Origin of the sequence: Roseiconus nitratireducens, from assembly GCF_008629675.1 — a bacterium.
GTDB classification, from domain to species: Bacteria; Planctomycetota; Planctomycetia; order Pirellulales; family Pirellulaceae; genus Stieleria; species Stieleria nitratireducens.
Genome location: NZ_VWOX01000004.1, coordinates 75228 through 92142, shown reverse-complemented (window position 1 = coordinate 92142; position 16915 = coordinate 75228). Strand labels below are relative to the sequence as shown.

Annotated in this window: 14 protein-coding genes; 10 read left to right on the top strand and 4 right to left on the bottom strand. The window is 60.6% G+C overall.

Features of this window, described 5'->3' with window-relative positions:
• Nucleotides 1-43: 43 nt before the first annotated feature.
• A complete protein-coding gene (locus FYK55_RS08300) occupies nt 44-607 on the top strand; it encodes an isochorismatase family protein (RefSeq protein ID WP_150075945.1) in 564 nt (187 codons plus the stop codon).
• Here the strand turns inward: FYK55_RS08300 and FYK55_RS08295 are convergent.
• Complete coding sequence (locus tag FYK55_RS08295) at nt 594-1187, bottom strand: hypothetical protein (protein WP_150075944.1); 594 nt, start codon at nt 1185-1187, stop codon at nt 594-596. The two genes, FYK55_RS08300 and FYK55_RS08295, sit on opposite strands and share 14 nt — an antisense overlap.
• A 45-nt stretch (nt 1188-1232) precedes the next feature.
• Nucleotides 1233-2210 carry an alpha/beta hydrolase gene (locus tag FYK55_RS08290; protein WP_150075943.1) on the bottom strand — a complete coding sequence of 326 codons (978 nt, stop codon included), beginning with the start codon at nt 2208-2210 and terminating at the stop codon, nt 1233-1235.
• Between the two features lie 76 nt (nt 2211-2286).
• On the opposite strand from FYK55_RS08290, the gene FYK55_RS08285 reads away from it, so the two are divergent.
• The 7 genes from FYK55_RS08285 to FYK55_RS08255 all read left to right on the top strand — a co-directional run bounded on the left by FYK55_RS08285 (nt 2287) and on the right by FYK55_RS08255 (nt 11203).
• Nucleotides 2287-3468 carry a TIGR03032 family protein gene (locus FYK55_RS08285; protein ID WP_150075942.1) on the top strand — a complete coding sequence of 394 codons (1182 nt, stop codon included), beginning with the start codon at nt 2287-2289 and terminating at the stop codon, nt 3466-3468.
• 321 nt (nt 3469-3789) lie between these two features.
• Nucleotides 3790-7701, top strand: coding sequence for an ELWxxDGT repeat protein (locus FYK55_RS08280; RefSeq protein ID WP_161604374.1), 3912 nt, complete (start codon nt 3790-3792; stop codon nt 7699-7701).
• 91 nt (nt 7702-7792) lie between these two features.
• Complete coding sequence (locus FYK55_RS08275; RefSeq protein WP_150075940.1) at nt 7793-8278, top strand: hypothetical protein; 486 nt, start codon at nt 7793-7795, stop codon at nt 8276-8278.
• Nucleotides 8279-8336: 58 nt separating this feature from the next.
• Entirely contained in the window at nt 8337-9014 is a 678-nt protein-coding gene (locus FYK55_RS08270; RefSeq protein ID WP_150075939.1) for a hypothetical protein, read from the top strand.
• 12 nt (nt 9015-9026) lie between these two features.
• On the top strand, nt 9027-9872 hold the full coding sequence (locus FYK55_RS08265; protein WP_150075938.1) for a sugar phosphate isomerase/epimerase family protein: 846 nt from the start codon (nt 9027-9029) through the stop codon (nt 9870-9872).
• Nucleotides 9872-10282 (top strand): histidine kinase, encoded by a 411-nt coding sequence (locus FYK55_RS08260; RefSeq protein WP_235908522.1) that lies wholly within the window; start codon nt 9872-9874, stop codon nt 10280-10282. Before FYK55_RS08265 ends, FYK55_RS08260 begins: the two co-directional genes overlap by 1 nt.
• A gap of 153 nt (nt 10283-10435) precedes the next feature.
• On the top strand, nt 10436-11203 hold the full coding sequence (locus FYK55_RS08255; protein ID WP_150075937.1) for a PIG-L deacetylase family protein: 768 nt from the start codon (nt 10436-10438) through the stop codon (nt 11201-11203).
• A 452-nt stretch (nt 11204-11655) separates the two neighbouring features.
• Here the strand turns inward: FYK55_RS08255 and groL are convergent, their stop codons facing one another.
• Both groL and groES read right to left on the bottom strand, forming a co-directional pair.
• A complete protein-coding gene (groL, locus tag FYK55_RS08250) occupies nt 11656-13272 on the bottom strand; it encodes a chaperonin GroEL (RefSeq protein WP_150075936.1) in 1617 nt (538 codons plus the stop codon).
• A 68-nt stretch (nt 13273-13340) separates the two neighbouring features.
• The gene (groES, locus tag FYK55_RS08245; protein ID WP_150075935.1) at nt 13341-13658 is read right to left on the bottom strand and encodes a co-chaperone GroES; all 318 of its coding nucleotides are present in this window, start codon (nt 13656-13658) and stop codon (nt 13341-13343) included.
• A gap of 852 nt (nt 13659-14510) precedes the next feature.
• Between groES and FYK55_RS08240 the strand changes: the two genes are divergently transcribed.
• Nucleotides 14511-15188: a zinc metallopeptidase gene (locus FYK55_RS08240; protein ID WP_150075934.1), complete on the top strand. Its 678-nt coding sequence runs from the start codon at nt 14511-14513 to the stop codon at nt 15186-15188.
• Between the two features lie 234 nt (nt 15189-15422).
• Entirely contained in the window at nt 15423-16856 is a 1434-nt protein-coding gene (locus FYK55_RS08235) for a DUF58 domain-containing protein (protein ID WP_150075933.1), read from the top strand.
• Nucleotides 16857-16915: the final 59 nt, after the last annotated feature.

Genomic DNA, 16915 nt, shown 5'->3' with positions numbered 1-16915 from the left:
ACGCCTCCCTGCCGCACCCTTCTTCAACCCCTGGAGCGACAGGATGCCCCACGTGACCGCCCCGATGCGATTGTCAGCGGAACGTTCCGCGGTGCTGGTGATCGATCTGCAGAAAAAGCTGGTTCCCGTGATTCCCTCGGGCGAACACGTTGTCGAATTCACCGAGGCCTTGTTGCAAGCAGCCGACTTGCTGGACGTTCCATCGGCGGCCACGGTCCAGTATCCGAAGGGCTTGGGGCCGTTGGTTGGACCGCTCGCGAAGCGTTTCCCGGAAGCTGAGGAAAAGCTGGATTTCTCCTCGGCCGTTTGCCGCCGTGAAATCGATCGCTGGATCGACCAACAACGCGATCAGATCTTGATTTGTGGCATCGAAACCCACGTCTGCGTGCTGCAGACGGCAATGGACCTCCTGGCCGAAGGCCTGTCGCCGGTGATCGTTGCCGAAGCGGTGGCGGCCCGCGGCGGCTTTGAACATGAGCTTGCGATGGACCAGATGCGTTCGATGGGCATCACCATTACCAGCATCGAGTCGGTGCTCTTCCAGTGGATGGGGACGGCTGCGCATCCCCAGTTCAAAGCGGTCAGCAAAATCGTCAAGTCGCTATAGCCTTTCTCTCGTTCGCGGTCCCGATCGACTCTTTGGACCGTCCAGCGGACGACTGCCTGGCAATCGCCTTGCGACGCTCGCGCAAGATGGCGACGCAACCGGTCAGGATACCGATCAAACCACCTAGGTAGCCAAAGTTGTGCATCGTTCCGGCACGGGCGAAAGCCACGTCGTCCACGATTTCGTTGCCGTAACGCGTGATTTGGCCGACGTGTTCGGCATCGATGCTCAGCCAGGCGATCGCCAAGGCCACCACACCAACGATCAGCGTGGTGGCCGCGACCACGCCGAACACGCGGATCATGGATCGAAAGTAGTTGCCCGCACCGGGAATGATCAGGCCCAGTGGGATCAGGATGAATCCGATGACAAGGCCCATCCACCACGCCGCGTTCCAACCGACGATGGCTGCCCCCACCCGATCCGGCAAGCTGGGATCAATTCGGAATTGCTGGAACTTGAATGCGGTGAAGTATTCCGGAGCGACCGAGTAAGAGATTTGGTTGTGCAACGCTCCGTAAATCCCCGCGATCAAACATGCCAGGACGAACAACACGGGAACGGTGGCCAGTTTGATCATCGGAGCGATCGACCATGCAAATCTTGGAGGCGTGGGCCGTTGCGGTCAGGGAGTGACAGCATGCTGTCGTTCTTCGGATGATTGGTCTTCCGAAACCGATGGCAGCTCTTCGACGTCGCCTGTCAAACTGTCGTTTGCGAGGGAAGTTTGATCCCGTATCCAGCGACGCGCATCACGAAGAACCTTTTCTGGAAGCGGGTCTTGATGGCCAACACCGTTCAGCAGCACAAACCGTTTGTCCTCCGAACGACTAGCTTGAAAGAGCCGGCGGGCGTGGACGAGCGGGATGATCGGGTCGGCCGTTCCGTGAATCTGCAGCAGCGGGCCGCGGTAGTCGGCAAGCCGCGGAACGGAATTGAACGGGTTCCGGATCAACGCTCGGATCGGAAACAGCGGGTAGCGAGTCGCAGCGACGTTGGAAATCGAATCAAAGGTTCGTTCAAGAATCAAGGCCTTTGCGCCGCGCCGGGCCGCAACGGCCGTCGCGCATCCGCCGCCGAGCGAACGGCCGTAGAGCACCACGTCCGAAGCGGGGACCTTGTAGTGGTCGCACACCGCCTGATGAGCCGCTAAAGCGTCGGCGATGATGTTGGACTCATGCGGGGTCATGCTGTTGTCCTGGAAACTCCGATACTCCGCGGCGACCACGTCACATTGCAACGTCTGGCTCATGCGGGTCAACCAGCCGTCCATCCAGCGCGCCTTCAGGCCGTTGCCATGAAAGAAGATCGCGACCTGGTCGCTATCGGGATGGTCCACCCGCCGTCCGGCGATCTCGGTGCCATCTTCGGCCGCGTAGCAGAAGTCTTCCACGCGGGGATTCTTTGACAGGTGCCGATCCTGCATGTAAGCCCCCGGGTAGATCAAGCGTGGTTCCATCACAACCAAGATGGCCAGCAACCCGGCATACGTCAGTACGACGCACGTCAGCAGCGAACGAAGCCAACGACGCTTGCTCCCAGGCCGCCTCGCGACTGGGGCATTCGACTGCATGGAAGAGATTTCATCGGAGGGAGCGTTCATCAAATCGACGCCGGAGTTTGGACCTGATAGGCTGCTGCCGTCTCCCTGATTCTCGCGACCGATGTCCGGAACGTCGATGGAAAACCGATCCGAATCCGATTCATTCGAACAAAAGTCGCAAGTCGGGCAGAGACCCCGGCCAGCGAAACGTGAAATCAAGTTCCGGCACAGCACCCAGTTTGTTCCGATTCTGGAACACTTGCAATGTTCGCTCCTGGTGTCGACCTACGCCGCCGGAAAGGTCGTCAGTGTGGGCGCGGCGGAAGGACGGTTGCATCTCGGGTTCTCCAATTTCCAGCAGGCGATGGGCATTGCCTGCGGAGCGGCCGACTCGGGGGCCGCCGACCGGCTGGCGATTGGCGGTCCCAATGTGATCTGGTTGTTGCGGGACGCGGGGGAGTTGGCGGCAAAGATTCAGCCGGTCGGTGTTTATGACGGCGGCTACCTGGCGCGGGAATCGTTTGTGACCGGCAACATTCACGTGCACGAAATGGGTTGGGGAAACGAGGGCCAACTGTGGGTCGTCAACACGTTGTTCTCGTGTTTGTCGACCTTGCATGAGGACTTCAACTTTGTCCCCCGCTGGCGTCCGCCCTTCATTACGGAACTATCGCCGCAAGACCGTTGCCATCTCAACGGCCTCGCAATGGAGTCGGGGCGTCCGAAACTGGTGACCGCCCTGGGGACCAGCAATTCGGCCCGCGGCTGGCGGGAAAGGAAGCAGTCGGGGGGCGTTTTGATGGAGGTCGAATCGGGAGAAGTGGTCGCCGAAGGTTTTTGTATGCCCCACTCACCAAGGCTTCGCGACGGCGCGGCCTTTGTCCTGGACAGTGGACGTGGGCGGCTGGTACGGGTCGCCCTGAACGACGGGACGATCGACGAGGTTGCCGCCTATCCCGGCTACGGTCGCGGGCTGGCGCTGCACGGTCAGTTCGCCTTTGTTGGCATGAGCCGAGCCCGCGAGACGTCCGTGTTTGGTGGCGTGCCGATCTGCGAGAAGCCTGAGGAAATGCGGTGCGGAATCGTGGTCATCGACTTGATAGCGGGACGCAGCGTTGCCTACCTGGAATTCGAATCGGGAGTTGAAGAGTTGTTCGACGTGCAGGTGATTCCCGGTCGGCGTCGGACGGTGATCTGTGGGCCGTATCCCGTCGAAGACGAGCAATTGCCCGTTTGGGTGGTGCCACCGGAGGACCGCCTCGGATCGTTGGTGGCGGGAGGCGACGGGGGGTTCGTTTCACGAAAACCCCGTCATTGAGGCGGCATGTTTCCCGACATCGTCCCGGCGATCTGTTTATACTGCCCGCCTCATCCGTGCGGAGCACCACCGTGACCCCCTCGCCAATTTCGCGTCCCCGCCCCATGGCGAAAACGTTCTCGTCACCCCCGTCGGTCCGTTTTCGATGGTGATCCTCACGCCCTTCCCGTTGGCCTTCTCTGACTCGTTTCAATGGACGGTTCGCACGTGCGTAAATCGTTGAAGTACCGGTCACGTCGATCAAGTCCTTCCGTCACCAGGCGTCGCAAACGCGGACACGCGTCACGACCGCGGGCGAGGCGTGCGGCCGTCATCGAAACTTTGGAACGGCGACACCTGTTGACCTTTGCGATCGACCTTTTCGCCGATGTCAATCAGTTGGGGGTCGGGTCGCAGATTGATTCGGCTGTGGAGCTGGGGGGCGAAACATTCTTTGTCGCCGATGACGGCAAGTCCGGAAGCGAATTGTGGAAGACCGACGGGACGGCCGAAGGGACCGTGTTGGTCAAGGACTTGTTGCCGGGGCCGGACACATCCTCGCCGCGCGATTTGACCGTCGTGGGCGGCGAATTGTTTTTCACCGCGTTGGACGAGAATAGCGAGACGGATTTGTGGAAGAGCGACGGAACGGAGACCGGGACGGTCAAGGTTTTTGACGCGGATGCTTCCGGGGTCTACTACCTTTCCGATTTGACTGAGTCCGGTGGCAAGCTGTTCTTCACTGCCTACGAGCTCGCAACCGGCTACGAGCTTTGGGTCAGCGACGGAACGGCCGGCGGCACTCAATTGGTGTTGGACATCAACCCTGATCAATTCATCATCGATCGCCCACAAGAACTGACGGACGTCAACGGAACACTGTTCTTCACGAGTTATGACAACGGTTATTACAACCGTGAATTATGGAAAAGTGACGGAACCGCCGAAGGCACCATGATGGTCGCCGATCTCGCGATCGATCCCGGATTTGACCCGGTGGATCCCTCCGACGATGACCCGTCGGTCAGTTCCAGCCCGCGGTACCTGACCAACGTCGGCGGCATGCTGTATTTCGTCGCGGAAGATTGGGATGCCGGTGTCGAATTGTTCAAGAGTGACGGTACCGAATCGGGCACCATGATGGTTTCCGATTTGAACCCCAACGGTTCATCGTACCCCAGCGATCTGACGGCTTTTGATGGCGACGTATTCTTTGCCGCAACCGATGGAGCCTCGGGTCGCCACCTGTATCGCTCCGGCGGCGCAGGGGCACAGCTGGTGGCGGACACCACCTCCGGGCTCGGGTCGTCCAACCCGGGCAGCCTGGCCGTTGTCGGAAACGAATTGTTCTTCGCGGCCCAAGGAAGTTTGCCGGCAACGACCGTGACCGCCGCGGTGCCAAATCTGACCGCCGACAACACGCTGCAGCAAAACGGCTACGCCGGCATCGTCGCCGAAACCACCTCCGCGTCGGCGGGCCTGCTGTCCACCTTCGCCAATTCCACGACCTTTAACAGCGTTTCGCAATGTTGCTCCGATGACGGACCCGGTTGGGTCAGCAGCGGGTCACGGATCGGTTCGGCGGGAGTGGTGATGGAGTCGATCGAAGTGGGCGACCTGTATATCCAAAGCGTCGGATCGGGCGAACTGACAACCAACCAGTGGGAATGGACCATCAGTGATCCGGCCGGCCTGACGGACATTTCTTTTGCGGGGTTTGCGACCGGAAATCAGTTTGACGAAAACGGCGAAGGCCTGGTGTTCGAACTGTTTCTAAACAACAGCCCGACGCGGACCAGCGTCTTGGAGGTTTTTGGCGACGAATTGGACAACTGGTACACGGGACGGGGAGCGGCCAACGTTGCATTGAGCGATCCCGGCGGTGAAACGATCACCACCGCGACGGTGCGGATGTCGCTGGGGCGCGACGGTGCGGAGCGGTTGCCCGACGGCGGAAGCGAAGCGGTCATCGTCAATGCTTCGCTGACCGCCAACCTGACCGCCCAGACGATGCAAGTCGTGGACGCGGGACGCGAACTCCACAAGACCGACGGCACATCCGTCGGCACCGTGATGGTCAAGGACATCGTGTCGATGGGAAGTTCCAATCCCTTTCAGTTGCGCGAGGTCGGAGGAAAGTTGTTCTTTGCCGCCGACGATGTGCTGGGCGACGGCCAGGAATTATGGGTCTCCGACGGGACCGAAGGCGGGACCGTGCAGTTGGTCGATTCGCTGCCCGGTCAGGACCTCTATGGTGCGCCGCTGGATGGGGCGCCAGAGCTGATCGGCCAGGTCGCCGGCCAACTGTTATTCACGACGCGTGATGCGACGTTGGACCGTGAGCTGTGGTCCAGTGACGGAACGTCCGGCGGCACCGCTTTGCTGCGGAATATCAATCCGGCGACAGCGGATGCGAATCCGAACGAGTTTGTCCGCGACGGTCAGTTTCTTTATTTTGCCGCCGACGACGGAATTCATGGCGAAGCGGTTTGGCGAGCCGACACCTCAACCGGCATGGTGGAGATGATCGCCGACGTCTCGCCCACCAGCACCGACAACGTTGCGGGACTGACACTGCTGAACGGACAAATCGTGTTTTACAACAACTCGTTGGGAACTGCCGGCGGGGTTTACATCACCGACGGTGCCGGCGGGTTTGATCAGTTGTCGGACCTGCGGCCGGTCGAATTGGATGCGTCGGGGAAACGGTTTGAAGTCGCCGCGGGGCAAGTCTTTTTTGCGGCTGATGATGGCATCAACGGCGTGGAGCTGTTCAAGACAGACGGTGTCGCCACCGCGGTGCCCGTCGCCGACTTTGTTCCCGGTGGCGGCAGCAGCAATCCGTCGGACCTGACCGAGTTTCAGGGAGCGCTCTATTTCGTCGCCGACAGTACCGACTACGGTCGCGAGTTGTTCAGCACCACCGGAAGTGCGATTTCCTTGGTGGCCGATGTCAACGTGGTTGCCAATGGCGCGAGCACGGAATCGTCCAGCCCCGATCAATTGACCGTCAGCGGCAATCGCTTGTTCTTCACGGCCAACGACGGAGCGATTGGTCGGGAGCTGTATTGGACGACGGGTTCCGGGGCATCGTTGGTCGTCGACTTGCGGGGTGGCGGCAGCGGTTCGGATCCTTTGGCGCTGACCGATGTCGGCGGCACACTGTACTTCTCCGCCGACGACGGTACCAACGGCAGGGAGCCCTTCAAAACGGACGGATCGTCGGCGAATACTCTGCTGGTGCAAAACGTGCATCCGACCGGAGGTTCCAACCCCAGCGGTTTCTTGGCCGCCGGCGGACTGGTCTATTTCTCGGCCGACGACGGATCGGCTGGACAAGAGTTGTGGAAGACGGATGGGACGCCCGCCGGAACGGCACCCGTCGCCGACATCGCACCCGGTCCAATTTCCAGCGATCCTGTGCCGCTGTTCGATACGGGGAAGCGTTTGATTTTCAGCGCTGCCGGAACCTCCAACGGCGATCGTGAGTTGTGGGCGACCGATGGATCGGAGCTGGGGACAATGCAGATCGAGGACCTGTACCCGACGGAGTATTTCGGCAGCGATCCGGCAGAAATGACAGAGATCGGAGGTGATCTCTATTTCGCGGCGACAAACGAAGTCGGCGGTCGCGAGTTGTTTCGAATGCGGGAGGTTGCCGCGGCCGTGACCGATCTGGTGGTCGGCGGGTCACCGGGGTTGCCGCCGCTCGCGGAGATCCAGCGGTCCAGTCTGGATCTGATCACACTGACGTTCAACGGTGTGGTGGACGTCCCCGCTTCGGCGATCGAGTTGGTCAATCGCGACACCGGCGTCACCGTCACTTCGGTGATCCAAACCATCCGTGTCGAATCGGGACAAACGATTCTGGAATTGACGTTCGGTAGTGGCCCGTCGGTCATCGATCGCGATCCGTTGGGCAGCACCGGACTGGGCAATTCGTTGGCCAACGGTAACTACCAATTGACGATTGAAGGCGCGGCGGTGATTGCGCCGATCAGCGGGGCATCCATGGCCGGCAACTATGTCTACGGACAGCAGGAAGTCGATCGGTTCTTTCGGCAATTTGGTGATACGGACGGCGATCGGGACGTGGACGGCCAGGACTACGGCCGTTTCGGCCAGTCCTTTTTGACGTCCTCCGGTGATCCTTCGTATTTGGATGCGTTGGACTTTGACGGTGATGGGGACGTTGACGGGCAGGATTATGGGCACTTCTCTCGAGAGTTCTTCAAGCGATTGGAATTTCGCTGAACCTCCTGAATCGCTTCGTCCACCGCGGCCGAGATGAGCTAGCGTTGAAAAATGGTTTTTCGCTTCCACCGTTCTCCGCCAGCTGTCCGCGATGCGTTCAAGATTCGTCACCGACCCACGATCGGCCCCCGATCAAATCCGCCGATGGCGCTGCGGTCGGATCGTTTTGCAAGCCGGAAAGCTTCTAAGGATCGAGCGACGGTTGTTCGTCGGCAGTGTCTCGGTGGCGCAGGTCTGGTGGCAGAACCGCTATGGGCGTCCCGACGATGACTTGTGCTGGCTGGATTACCATCAGCCGATGGGAATGCCCGCTTTCTTGACGGTCGACTACATCCGCAGCGGTCGGAACGCCGGCTACGCGAGCTTGATTGCGGCGGGTCACGTCCTGGAGGAGATTGCCCGGCTTCGAGGGACACAGGCGATTGTGGCCCACGTTTCGACGACCAGCATTTCCGACCGTCTCTTGACGCGGCATGGCTGGCAGCGGCACCTGCACCATTGGGCGGGTCGACACTGGATCCGCCGATTCTACGACGGGTATCCGGACACGCAGTTGGATCGCTATCTTGTGATCTGATTGCCGCACGCGTTTCGGAAAGATCGCGTGCAAACTTCCGCCGCCGGCAACAGATCGCATGAACTTTTTGTGCCACGCGATTCCCTACCTGGATGATCCCCTGATCGCGGTGTGCACCGCCGTCCCGGACTGGTTGAGCGTGACGGATCGCCGGATCCGAGCCCGAGAGCGGATGGCCACGGCTGTGTTGGATTCCGACGATCCGGCAATTCGCCAGGTGGCCGCGGGCATCTTGCACCACATCCGTGACGACCGCTGGTTTCACAACACGCAGGCGTTCGCCGAAACCAATTTGACTTTGGCGGTCCAGCTGCGAGAGCGGCTGCCGGGCGATGCCGGATTTCGACCGATGTTTGTCGGGCACATTCTGATCGAAGTCTTGCTGGATTCGTTTTGGATCCGGGACCAGCCGGAGTGGGGCGAGCGGTATTACGCGTTGGTGGAATCCGAATCACCGGAGCTGATTCAACGGTGCGTCAACGAAATCACCGGGCGACCGACCGATCGCTTGGCGGCCACGATCCGCCGTTATGTGGAGGCCCGTTTTCTGTACGACTACGGCGATCACGAGCGGTTGCTGTTTCGGTTGAACCAGGTCATGCGGCGGGTGGGACTGAACGAGTTGCCGCCCAGTGTCCTCCCCTGGCTGACCATCGCCAGCGAGTTGGTAGAATCACGTCGCGAGCGGTTCCTCACGCCGCCCGACGGATCCAGCCCGTTTCCTCCCATCCCCTAGGATCGACGATCGATGAAGTACGGTATGAATCTGCTGCTGTGGAGCGGCGAAGTCACCGAGAAGATGTTCCCGGTGTGCGAGCAATTGAAGGAAATTGGGTTCGATGGGGTCGAATTGCCGATCTTCAATCTGGATCTGGATTATGCGGCCATCGGAAAACACTTGGATTCGCTCGGTCTGGGGCGGACCGGGGTGACCATTCGTGGCGAAGAGGACAACCCGATCTCTCCCGACCCCGCCGTGCGGAAGCGGGGAGTGGAACTGACCAAGCGGACCCTGGATGTTTGCGCCGAAGCCGGGGTGGAAACGTTGGTCGGTCCCTACCACTCCGCGATCGGTTTCTTCAGCGGGGCCGGACCCACCGAGGAAGAATGGAAATGGGGCGTCGAAAGCATGCGGGAAGTTGCTGAGCATGCCGGGAACGTGGGGGTGCGATTGGGCGTTGAAGCTCTGAACCGTTTCGAGTGTTACCTGCTGAACACGCACGCCGATTCGACTCGATTTGTCCGCGAAGTGGATCACCCCTCGTGCGGCATCATGTACGACACCTTCCACAGCAACATCGAAGAAAAGAGCGTCACCGATGCCGTGATGGCCGGCGGCGACAAGTTGTTTCACATCCACATCAGCGAAAATGACCGGAGCACGCCCGGGAAGGGCGCGATTCGTTGGGACGAGAACTTCGACGCGATCTCCAAGAGCGGTTTCGACGGCTGGTTGGTGATCGAAGCGTTCGGGCTGGCCTTGCCGGAAATCGCTGCCGCCACGAAAATTTGGCGCCGCATGTTCTCCGATGAGATCACGCTGGCCAGCGAAGGTTTCCAGTTCATGAAGTCCGAAATGGAAAAACGTCGCTGATGACCGACGCTCCCCTGCCGGACCGTTCGGCCGCGCCCGAAACCTCGGGCGATTCGTCTGGCGATGCCGAGGTACCCGCCAGCGTCGTCTTTCTGTCCGGTGATTTGATGTTCGCCTCGCGAGTCCGCGCCGCCGCCCAGCAGGCGGGTTTGCGGTTTCACCTGGGTGGGACGTTGCCGGAGGACGATCCGCGGATCGCCTGGGTGATCGTCGACTTGGCCACCCGCAGCGGGGCGGTCGAGGGCCTGGTTGACCGCTGCCACGCCGCGTGTCCGGGCGCGAAAGTCTTGGCCTTCGGGCCTCACGTCCAGGTGGCGCGGTTGGAAAAGGCTCGTCAGGCCGGCATCACCACGGTGCTGACGCGGGGCCAATTCGATCGTTCACTGGGATCCATTTTTCAGCCGTCCTAGCGCCGGTTGTGAACAGCGCCGAGCGTCTCGGCCGCACCGCCCTGCTCTGCCCTGCCCTGCTTGGCGCCGTTGCTGATTCCCTTCCACTGCCGCCGCGCAGCCAACCCGACCGGATCGATTTTCGTACTCCCTCGACAAACAAGGAATACCCGCATGCCATCCGTTCTCGCCATTTCCGCGCACCCCGATGACATTGAATTCTGCATGGCCGGCACGATGTTGCAGTTGGCCAAGCTGGGCTGGGAGTTGCACTATGTCAATCTGTGCGACGGCTCTCGCGGCAGCACGACGATGGACCGTGACGAATGTGCGATGACGCGGCTGGACGAAGCCAAGAAAGCTTGTGAGGTTCTGGGGGCAAAGTTCTATCCGCCGATCTATCCGGACATGCAGGCTTCCTACACTTTCGAAAACCTGGCCAAAGTCACTGCGGTCGTTCGCCAAGCCAGGGCCAGCGTGGTGCTCACCCATTCGCCGATCGACTACATGGAAGATCACGAGGTCGCTTGTCGGTTGGCGGTCAGTGCCGCGTTTTCTCATGGGATGCCGAACTTGGAGAGTGACCCGCCGGTGGAGCCGTACTTTGAACCGGTGACGGTCTATCACGCCCAGCCGGTCGGCAACCGCACGCCGCTGGGTGAACTGGTTGTGCCGCACTTCTACGTCGACCACACGTCACTGATCGAAAAGAAGGAGGCGGCGTTGGCGTGTCACGCCAGTCAGAAAGAATGGCTGGATGAAAGCCAGGGCATGGACAGCTATCTGAAAACGATGCGTGACCTGTGCGGCGACGTGGGGCGAATGAGCGGGACATTTCAGTACGCCGAAGGATGGCGCAAGCATCTGCACTGGGGTTTTTGTGGACCCGATGATGACCCGCTGCGTCAGGCGTTGGCCGACGTGATCGTCGAAGCCGAGTGAGGCAAGTCGTCACGTCTCTCGAGGAGGTCGTGCCGTGTTATTTCACCCTCCCGCAAGGAGGTCGTGCAGCTTTTCTTCACCCTCCCTCCGGGAGGGTCGCGGAGGAGCTTGCGACGACGCGGGGAGGGCACGTCCGGCGCTATTGATTTCCGCGGGTTCTAGAAGACACCCTCCCCAAAGGCTCGTGCCTCGCCTTTGACCCTCCCGGAGGGAGGGTGAATTTCAGAAACGCACGTCTTTTTCTGGCTCGGAAAGCTGCACGACCTCCACGCGGGCCAAACAGCCCCGCGCATGGCATCAATCGATTGGCCAAACACAACGTCGCTGGTCACAAATCCAGAATCGAAGAACCACTGGTTGACCTGGGCGTCAAAAAAAAGGCCGCTTGACCCAGCGGTCAAACGGCCTGAATTCAATGTCGCTCCAGAGGCTGAAGCGTTGCCAACGGGCGATCAATACATGTCGTGATCGCCGCCGGTGCCCTTGGCACCTTCCTTCGGCTTTTCAGCGATCAACGCATCGCTGGTCAGCAACAGCGTGGCGACGCTGGCGGCATTGCCCAGGGCGGTCCGGGTCACCTTGGTGGGGTCGATGACGCCGGCCTTGACCAGGTCTTCGTAGGTGTCCGTCAGGGCGTTGTAGCCGTCGTTGTTCTTCATGCCGGCGACCTTTTCGCAAACGATTCCGCCGTCCATGCCGGCGTTCTGGGCGATCATTTGCAGCGGGGCGCGGCAAGCACGCAGCACGATGTTGTAGCCCACGATTTGGTCTTCGGTCAGGTCATCGCCGTGCTTGGCCTTGCTGCTGGCACGAAGCAGGGCCACACCGCCGCCGGGCAGAATGCCTTCTTCGACGGCAGCTCGGGTGGCGTGCAGCGCGTCTTCAACGCGAGCCTTCTTTTCCTTCATCTCGCTTTCGGTGGCTGCACCGACGTTGACTTTGGCAACGCCGCCGGCCAGCTTGGCCAAACGCTCTTCCAGCTTTTCGCGGTCGTAGTCACTGGTGCTGTTTTCGATCTCGCGGCGGATCTGATCGATCCGGGCCTTGATGTCGCTGCTCTTGCCGGCACCTTCGATGATCGTGGTGTTGTCTTTGTCGACCAGGACCTTCTTGGCGCGACCCAGTTGCGGCAGGTCAACGCTTTCCAGCTTGATGCCCAATGCTTCGAAGATGGCCTGTCCGCCGGTCAGGATGGCGATGTCTTCCATCATGGCCTTGCGGCGGTCGCCGTAACCGGGAGCTTTCACGGCGCACACGTTGAACGTGCCGCGGAGTCGGTTGATGACCAACGTTGCCAGGGCTTCGCCGTCGACGTCTTCGGCGATGATCAACAAAGGCTTGCCCTGTTGAACCACCTTTTCCAGCATCGGGACCATGTCCTTGATGCTGCTGATCTTCTTTTCGAAGACCAACACGTAGGCGTCTTCCAGGACGCATTCCATGCTGGTGCTGTCGGTGACGAAGTAAGGCGACAGGTAGCCACGATCGAATTGCATCCCTTCGACCCATTCCTGCTCGGTCTGCAGGCTCTTGCCCTCGTCGACGGTGATCACACCGTCTTTGCCGACCTTGCTCATCGCGTCGGCGAGCAGTTCGCCGATTTCGCGGTCATTGTTGCTGGCGATGGTGGCGACGTCGGCCATGGCGGCCTTATCTTTGACCTTGGTGGCCATCGAGTGCAGTTTGTCGGTGATGTCCGCGACGGCCTTCTCGATGCCCATCTTCATTTGAATCGGGTTGACACCGGCCACGACGGCCTTCAGCCCTTCGTTGAAGATGGCTTCGGCCATCACGGTCGCGGTCGTGGTGCCGTCGCCGGCCACGTCGCTGGTCTTGCTGGCCACTTCGCGAACCATCCGGGCGCCCATGTTCTCATAGACGTCTTCCAATTCGATTTCTTTGGCCACGGTCACGCCGTCCTTGGTGACGGTGGGGCTGCCGAAGCTTTTCTGCAGGATCACGTTGCGGCCTTTCGGGCCCAGCGTGACTTTGACGGTGCGGGCCAGTTTCGAAACACCGCGGCGAATCGCTTCGCGGGCTTCCTGGTCAAATGCGATGATCTTTGCCATAGAACTAAGTTTTCAGATTTGTACGGGTAAGAGGGGTGGTTGGCTGTGGCGGAGAGTGTCCTTGGAGGTTACTCCAGGACTGCCAACACGTCGTCTTCACGCATCAGCAAGTACTCGACGTCGTCGATCTCGACGGTTTCGCCGGCGTAGCTGCTGAACAGAACGTGATCGCCTTGCTTCAGTTGGCTTTCGCTGCGGGATCCGTCATCAAGAAGTTTGCCGCTGCCGACGGCGACAACGGTTCCGCGGGCGGGCTTCTCTTTCGCGGAATCGGGAAGCACGATTCCCCCAGCGGTCGTCTCTTCGCTCTGTTCACGCTGGACCACGATTCGTTCGCCGATCGGTTGAAGACGAACGCTAGCCTTTTTCTTGGTGGCAGTCGCCATGGTTGCGGGCACCTTTTTCTATAATGCGGGGAAAGGATTGAAAATTGTCTGGCGGTTGCCGCGCGGTCCGACTTGTCCAACGAGTCGCTCTCGTCGGGAGGATCGGGGCCGACAGCCGCGCCACGGTCAATGCGGGTGCCACCCGGCGGCCGACCGGCCAAGCCAGGATGACAGTGATTCGTTGTTTCGCAGGCAGGTAAGCAAACGGTGTGCCAGATACCGACTGGCAGCCGCCGCGGAAGCCTCCCGACATCGGCTAAGTCCCGCCGGAGCCTGGAGTTCGCTCCGCGATTCACCAACCGGCGTGGGCCAGCGGAGGCGGGGTTCCCGTTGCCAGAAAGGGCCGGCACCGAGAGCCACGTATCTTGGCGAATTTCCCCGCCGGGCAACAGGGGCCGAATCGGTCGGACCATCAGATTCGCCCCGCTCGGTGGGTTTGCCGCGTTCGGGAGCCCGTCGCGCGAAATCGAAATCGGTTGCAATCGGGGTCAATTTGGCAGTGTGGCCCGACGCGTTGGTGCAAACCGCGGGGGTTGACGCTCGTTCGGCCCGCGGCTGTCCGCCGTCGAGTCACGGCAGCTACCCATGTTCGGGTAACGATGCTCAGTTACCCATGTTCAGCTACCCAGGGTTGGGGACGGGGTCGTGTTCGCGGTCGGTGATTCTCGCGGTCGGCCGGCAAGCTTTGGAAGCGGATCGCGAATGGCTTCCAGAGGAATCTGCCGGATGAATGTGGCGCGGGACTTGCATCCTGCCCCGCTGGCAAATCTCTCTGCCAATGCTGCAAGGGTTTCCGCACCTGACTCCTAAACACCTCAACAAACTTCTAAACGCCTAAAACAAGGGTTTTCAATGATCTTCGATCCGGTGTACTTCCTGTTCATCGGCCCCCCGCTGCTGCTGGGCTTGTTTGCCCAATGGCGGGTCAAGAGTACCTTCGCATCCATGTCCGAAGTCCCGGCGCGGATGAGCGGGGCTCAGGCGGCCAGGCAAATGTTGGATTCCGCAGGGCTCAACCAGGTGGGGATCGAGCAGGTTCCTGGGCACCTGAGCGATCACTACGACCCGGGGGCAAAGATGCTCCGGCTGAGCTCTGACGTCTACGGAGGGCGGAACATGGCTGCCCTGGGGGTTGCCTGCCACGAGGCGGGGCATGCCTTTCAAGACGCCAAAAGCTACGCGCCGCTGATCTTTCGCAACATGGCGGTGCCCGCGGCAAATTTCGGCAGCAGCATCGGAGGCACGCTGGCACTGGTCGGTTTGATCTTTCAGTTCAAACCGTTGTTGCTGGTGGGCATCATCCTGTTCGCCGGCGTGGTGCTGTTCCAGGTCATCAACCTGCCGGTGGAGTTCGATGCCAGCCGCCGCGCCCGACGCCACCTGGTCGAAGCCAATTTGATTTCGGCCAACGAAGAACAGTTTGTTGCCAAGGTGCTCAATGCCGCTGCCCTGACGTACGTCGCCGGGACGTTGCAGGCGATCATGACGCTGGCGTACTACATCTTCCGCTTCATGGGAGATCGCCGCTGACCGGACGGCGTCATGTTGAACACCGAAACGTCGCACCCTGAAAACGTGTAGCCACGCCCGCCAGAGCGTGGCCTTCTACCGTCGAGAGAAGGCGGCGACAGCGGATCTTGGCTTACTGGGGATTTTTGCTCACCGGCCCGTCCGGCGCGGGCCGGCCGGTCGGAATCTGATTTGCCATGCGGATCGGCCCGCCGCCCGCATGCCGCCATCGGTTCTGGCGGTTACCATGGGGGCATGAACGACACCTTTCGCCAGATCGCGCAGGACCGGTTTGAAGCCTACACGCAGCTTCCCTGGTTGGTCCTGCTGTTTTTCGCATTGCCGCTGGGGATTGCCGCGTGGAAATATGCCATGTACCCGACCCGCTTGTGGGTGGCCGGGTTGGCGATGGCGCTCGTGGGCAGCGTGTTTTCCATCTTCTACCCTGCCCTCTTCATCTGGGTGCTGGCTTTGGACGGTCTGCTGCTGATCATTGCGGCGGTGGACTTCATCTCCGTGTTCCTGGGAACCAACCGCGGCATCAACGTGTCACGGGAGATCGTTCGCTCGTGTTCATTGGGCGTGCCGGTTGAGAGTACTTTGACGGTCGAGAACCGGACGCCGCTGGTGTTGTCAGGGAGTGTCCGTGACGACCTGCCCGATGAATTCCAGGCGACCCCGTTGCAGCACCCGCTGCGGTTGCCGCCGATGGGCCGCAGCACGTTCCGCCGCAAGTTGACTCCGGGGCGACGCGGAGCATTCCGATTGGAGTACGCGTACCTTCGTTTTTTGAGCCCCTTTCGGTTGTGGGAGCGGCAGATCCGATTGGAGCTGCCCAGCGAATTGAATGTCTACCCGGACATGAAGCAGTTGTCCGATTACGCATTGCTCGCGCGAACGAACCGGCTGAGCTTGATCGGCGTCCGGCGGACACGTCGCATCGGACAGGACAGCGACTTTGAGCGGTTGCGTGACTACAGCCGCGATGACAACTTCCGGCACATCGATTGGCGAAGCACGGCCAAACGCAACAAGCTGACGGTCCGGCAATTCCAGAGTGATCAAAGTCAGCGTGTGATATTCCTGCTCGATTGCGGCCGGATGATGACCAATACCCGGGACGGCTATTCGTTGCTGGACCACGCACTGAACTCGGCCCTGATGATGTCCTACGTGGCCCTGCACCAGGGTGATGCGGTGGGGATGCTTTGCTTTTCCGACAGCGTGCACGCCTACATTCCTCCCCGAGGCGGGCGCAGTCAGATGAACCGGCTGATTCACGCCGGGTTTGACCAGTTTCCACGGATGGTCGAATCTCGCTACGACCAGGCGTTTCTGTACCTTTCCAACCACTGCAAGCGGCGGTCGCTGGTCGTGCTGGCCACCAACGTGATCGACGAGGTCAATGCGGCCGCCGTGACGGACTACTTGGGCAACATCAACGGCCAACACTTGCCGCTGGGCGTTCTGATGCGTGATCGGACGTTGTTCGAAGCGGCGGACTCGCCCGGCGGTGACGAAGCGAACCTGTACCGTGCCGCCGCCGCCGCCGACATCCTGGTCTGGCGGGATCAAGTCCTGAAAGATCTGGAGCATCGGGGCGTGCTGTTGGTCGACACGTATCCAGACGAATTGACCGCTCCGTTGGTCAACCAGTATCTGGACATCAAAGCCAAGCACCTGCTGTAACGCCCGATCGCCGCGATGATCACGACTGCGGTGATCACGATTCTGACTATCGCAAATTG

Coding starts and splice junctions, on each gene's coding strand:
- FYK55_RS08300 (WP_150075945.1), top strand. CDS start 44: ATGCCCCACGTGACCGCCCCGATGCGATTGTCAGCGGAACGTTCCGCG.
- FYK55_RS08295 (WP_150075944.1), bottom strand. CDS start 1,187: ATGATCAAACTGGCCACCGTTCCCGTGTTGTTCGTCCTGGCATGTTTG.
- FYK55_RS08290 (WP_150075943.1), bottom strand. CDS start 2,210: ATGAACGCTCCCTCCGATGAAATCTCTTCCATGCAGTCGAATGCCCCA.
- FYK55_RS08285 (WP_150075942.1), top strand. CDS start 2,287: ATGGAAAACCGATCCGAATCCGATTCATTCGAACAAAAGTCGCAAGTC.
- FYK55_RS08275 (WP_150075940.1), top strand. CDS start 7,793: ATGCGTTCAAGATTCGTCACCGACCCACGATCGGCCCCCGATCAAATC.
- FYK55_RS08270 (WP_150075939.1), top strand. CDS start 8,337: ATGAACTTTTTGTGCCACGCGATTCCCTACCTGGATGATCCCCTGATC.
- FYK55_RS08265 (WP_150075938.1), top strand. CDS start 9,027: ATGAAGTACGGTATGAATCTGCTGCTGTGGAGCGGCGAAGTCACCGAG.
- FYK55_RS08260 (WP_235908522.1), top strand. CDS start 9,872: ATGACCGACGCTCCCCTGCCGGACCGTTCGGCCGCGCCCGAAACCTCG.
- FYK55_RS08255 (WP_150075937.1), top strand. CDS start 10,436: ATGCCATCCGTTCTCGCCATTTCCGCGCACCCCGATGACATTGAATTC.
- groL (WP_150075936.1), bottom strand. CDS start 13,272: ATGGCAAAGATCATCGCATTTGACCAGGAAGCCCGCGAAGCGATTCGC.
- groES (WP_150075935.1), bottom strand. CDS start 13,658: ATGGCGACTGCCACCAAGAAAAAGGCTAGCGTTCGTCTTCAACCGATC.
- FYK55_RS08240 (WP_150075934.1), top strand. CDS start 14,511: ATGATCTTCGATCCGGTGTACTTCCTGTTCATCGGCCCCCCGCTGCTG.
- FYK55_RS08235 (WP_150075933.1), top strand. CDS start 15,423: ATGAACGACACCTTTCGCCAGATCGCGCAGGACCGGTTTGAAGCCTAC.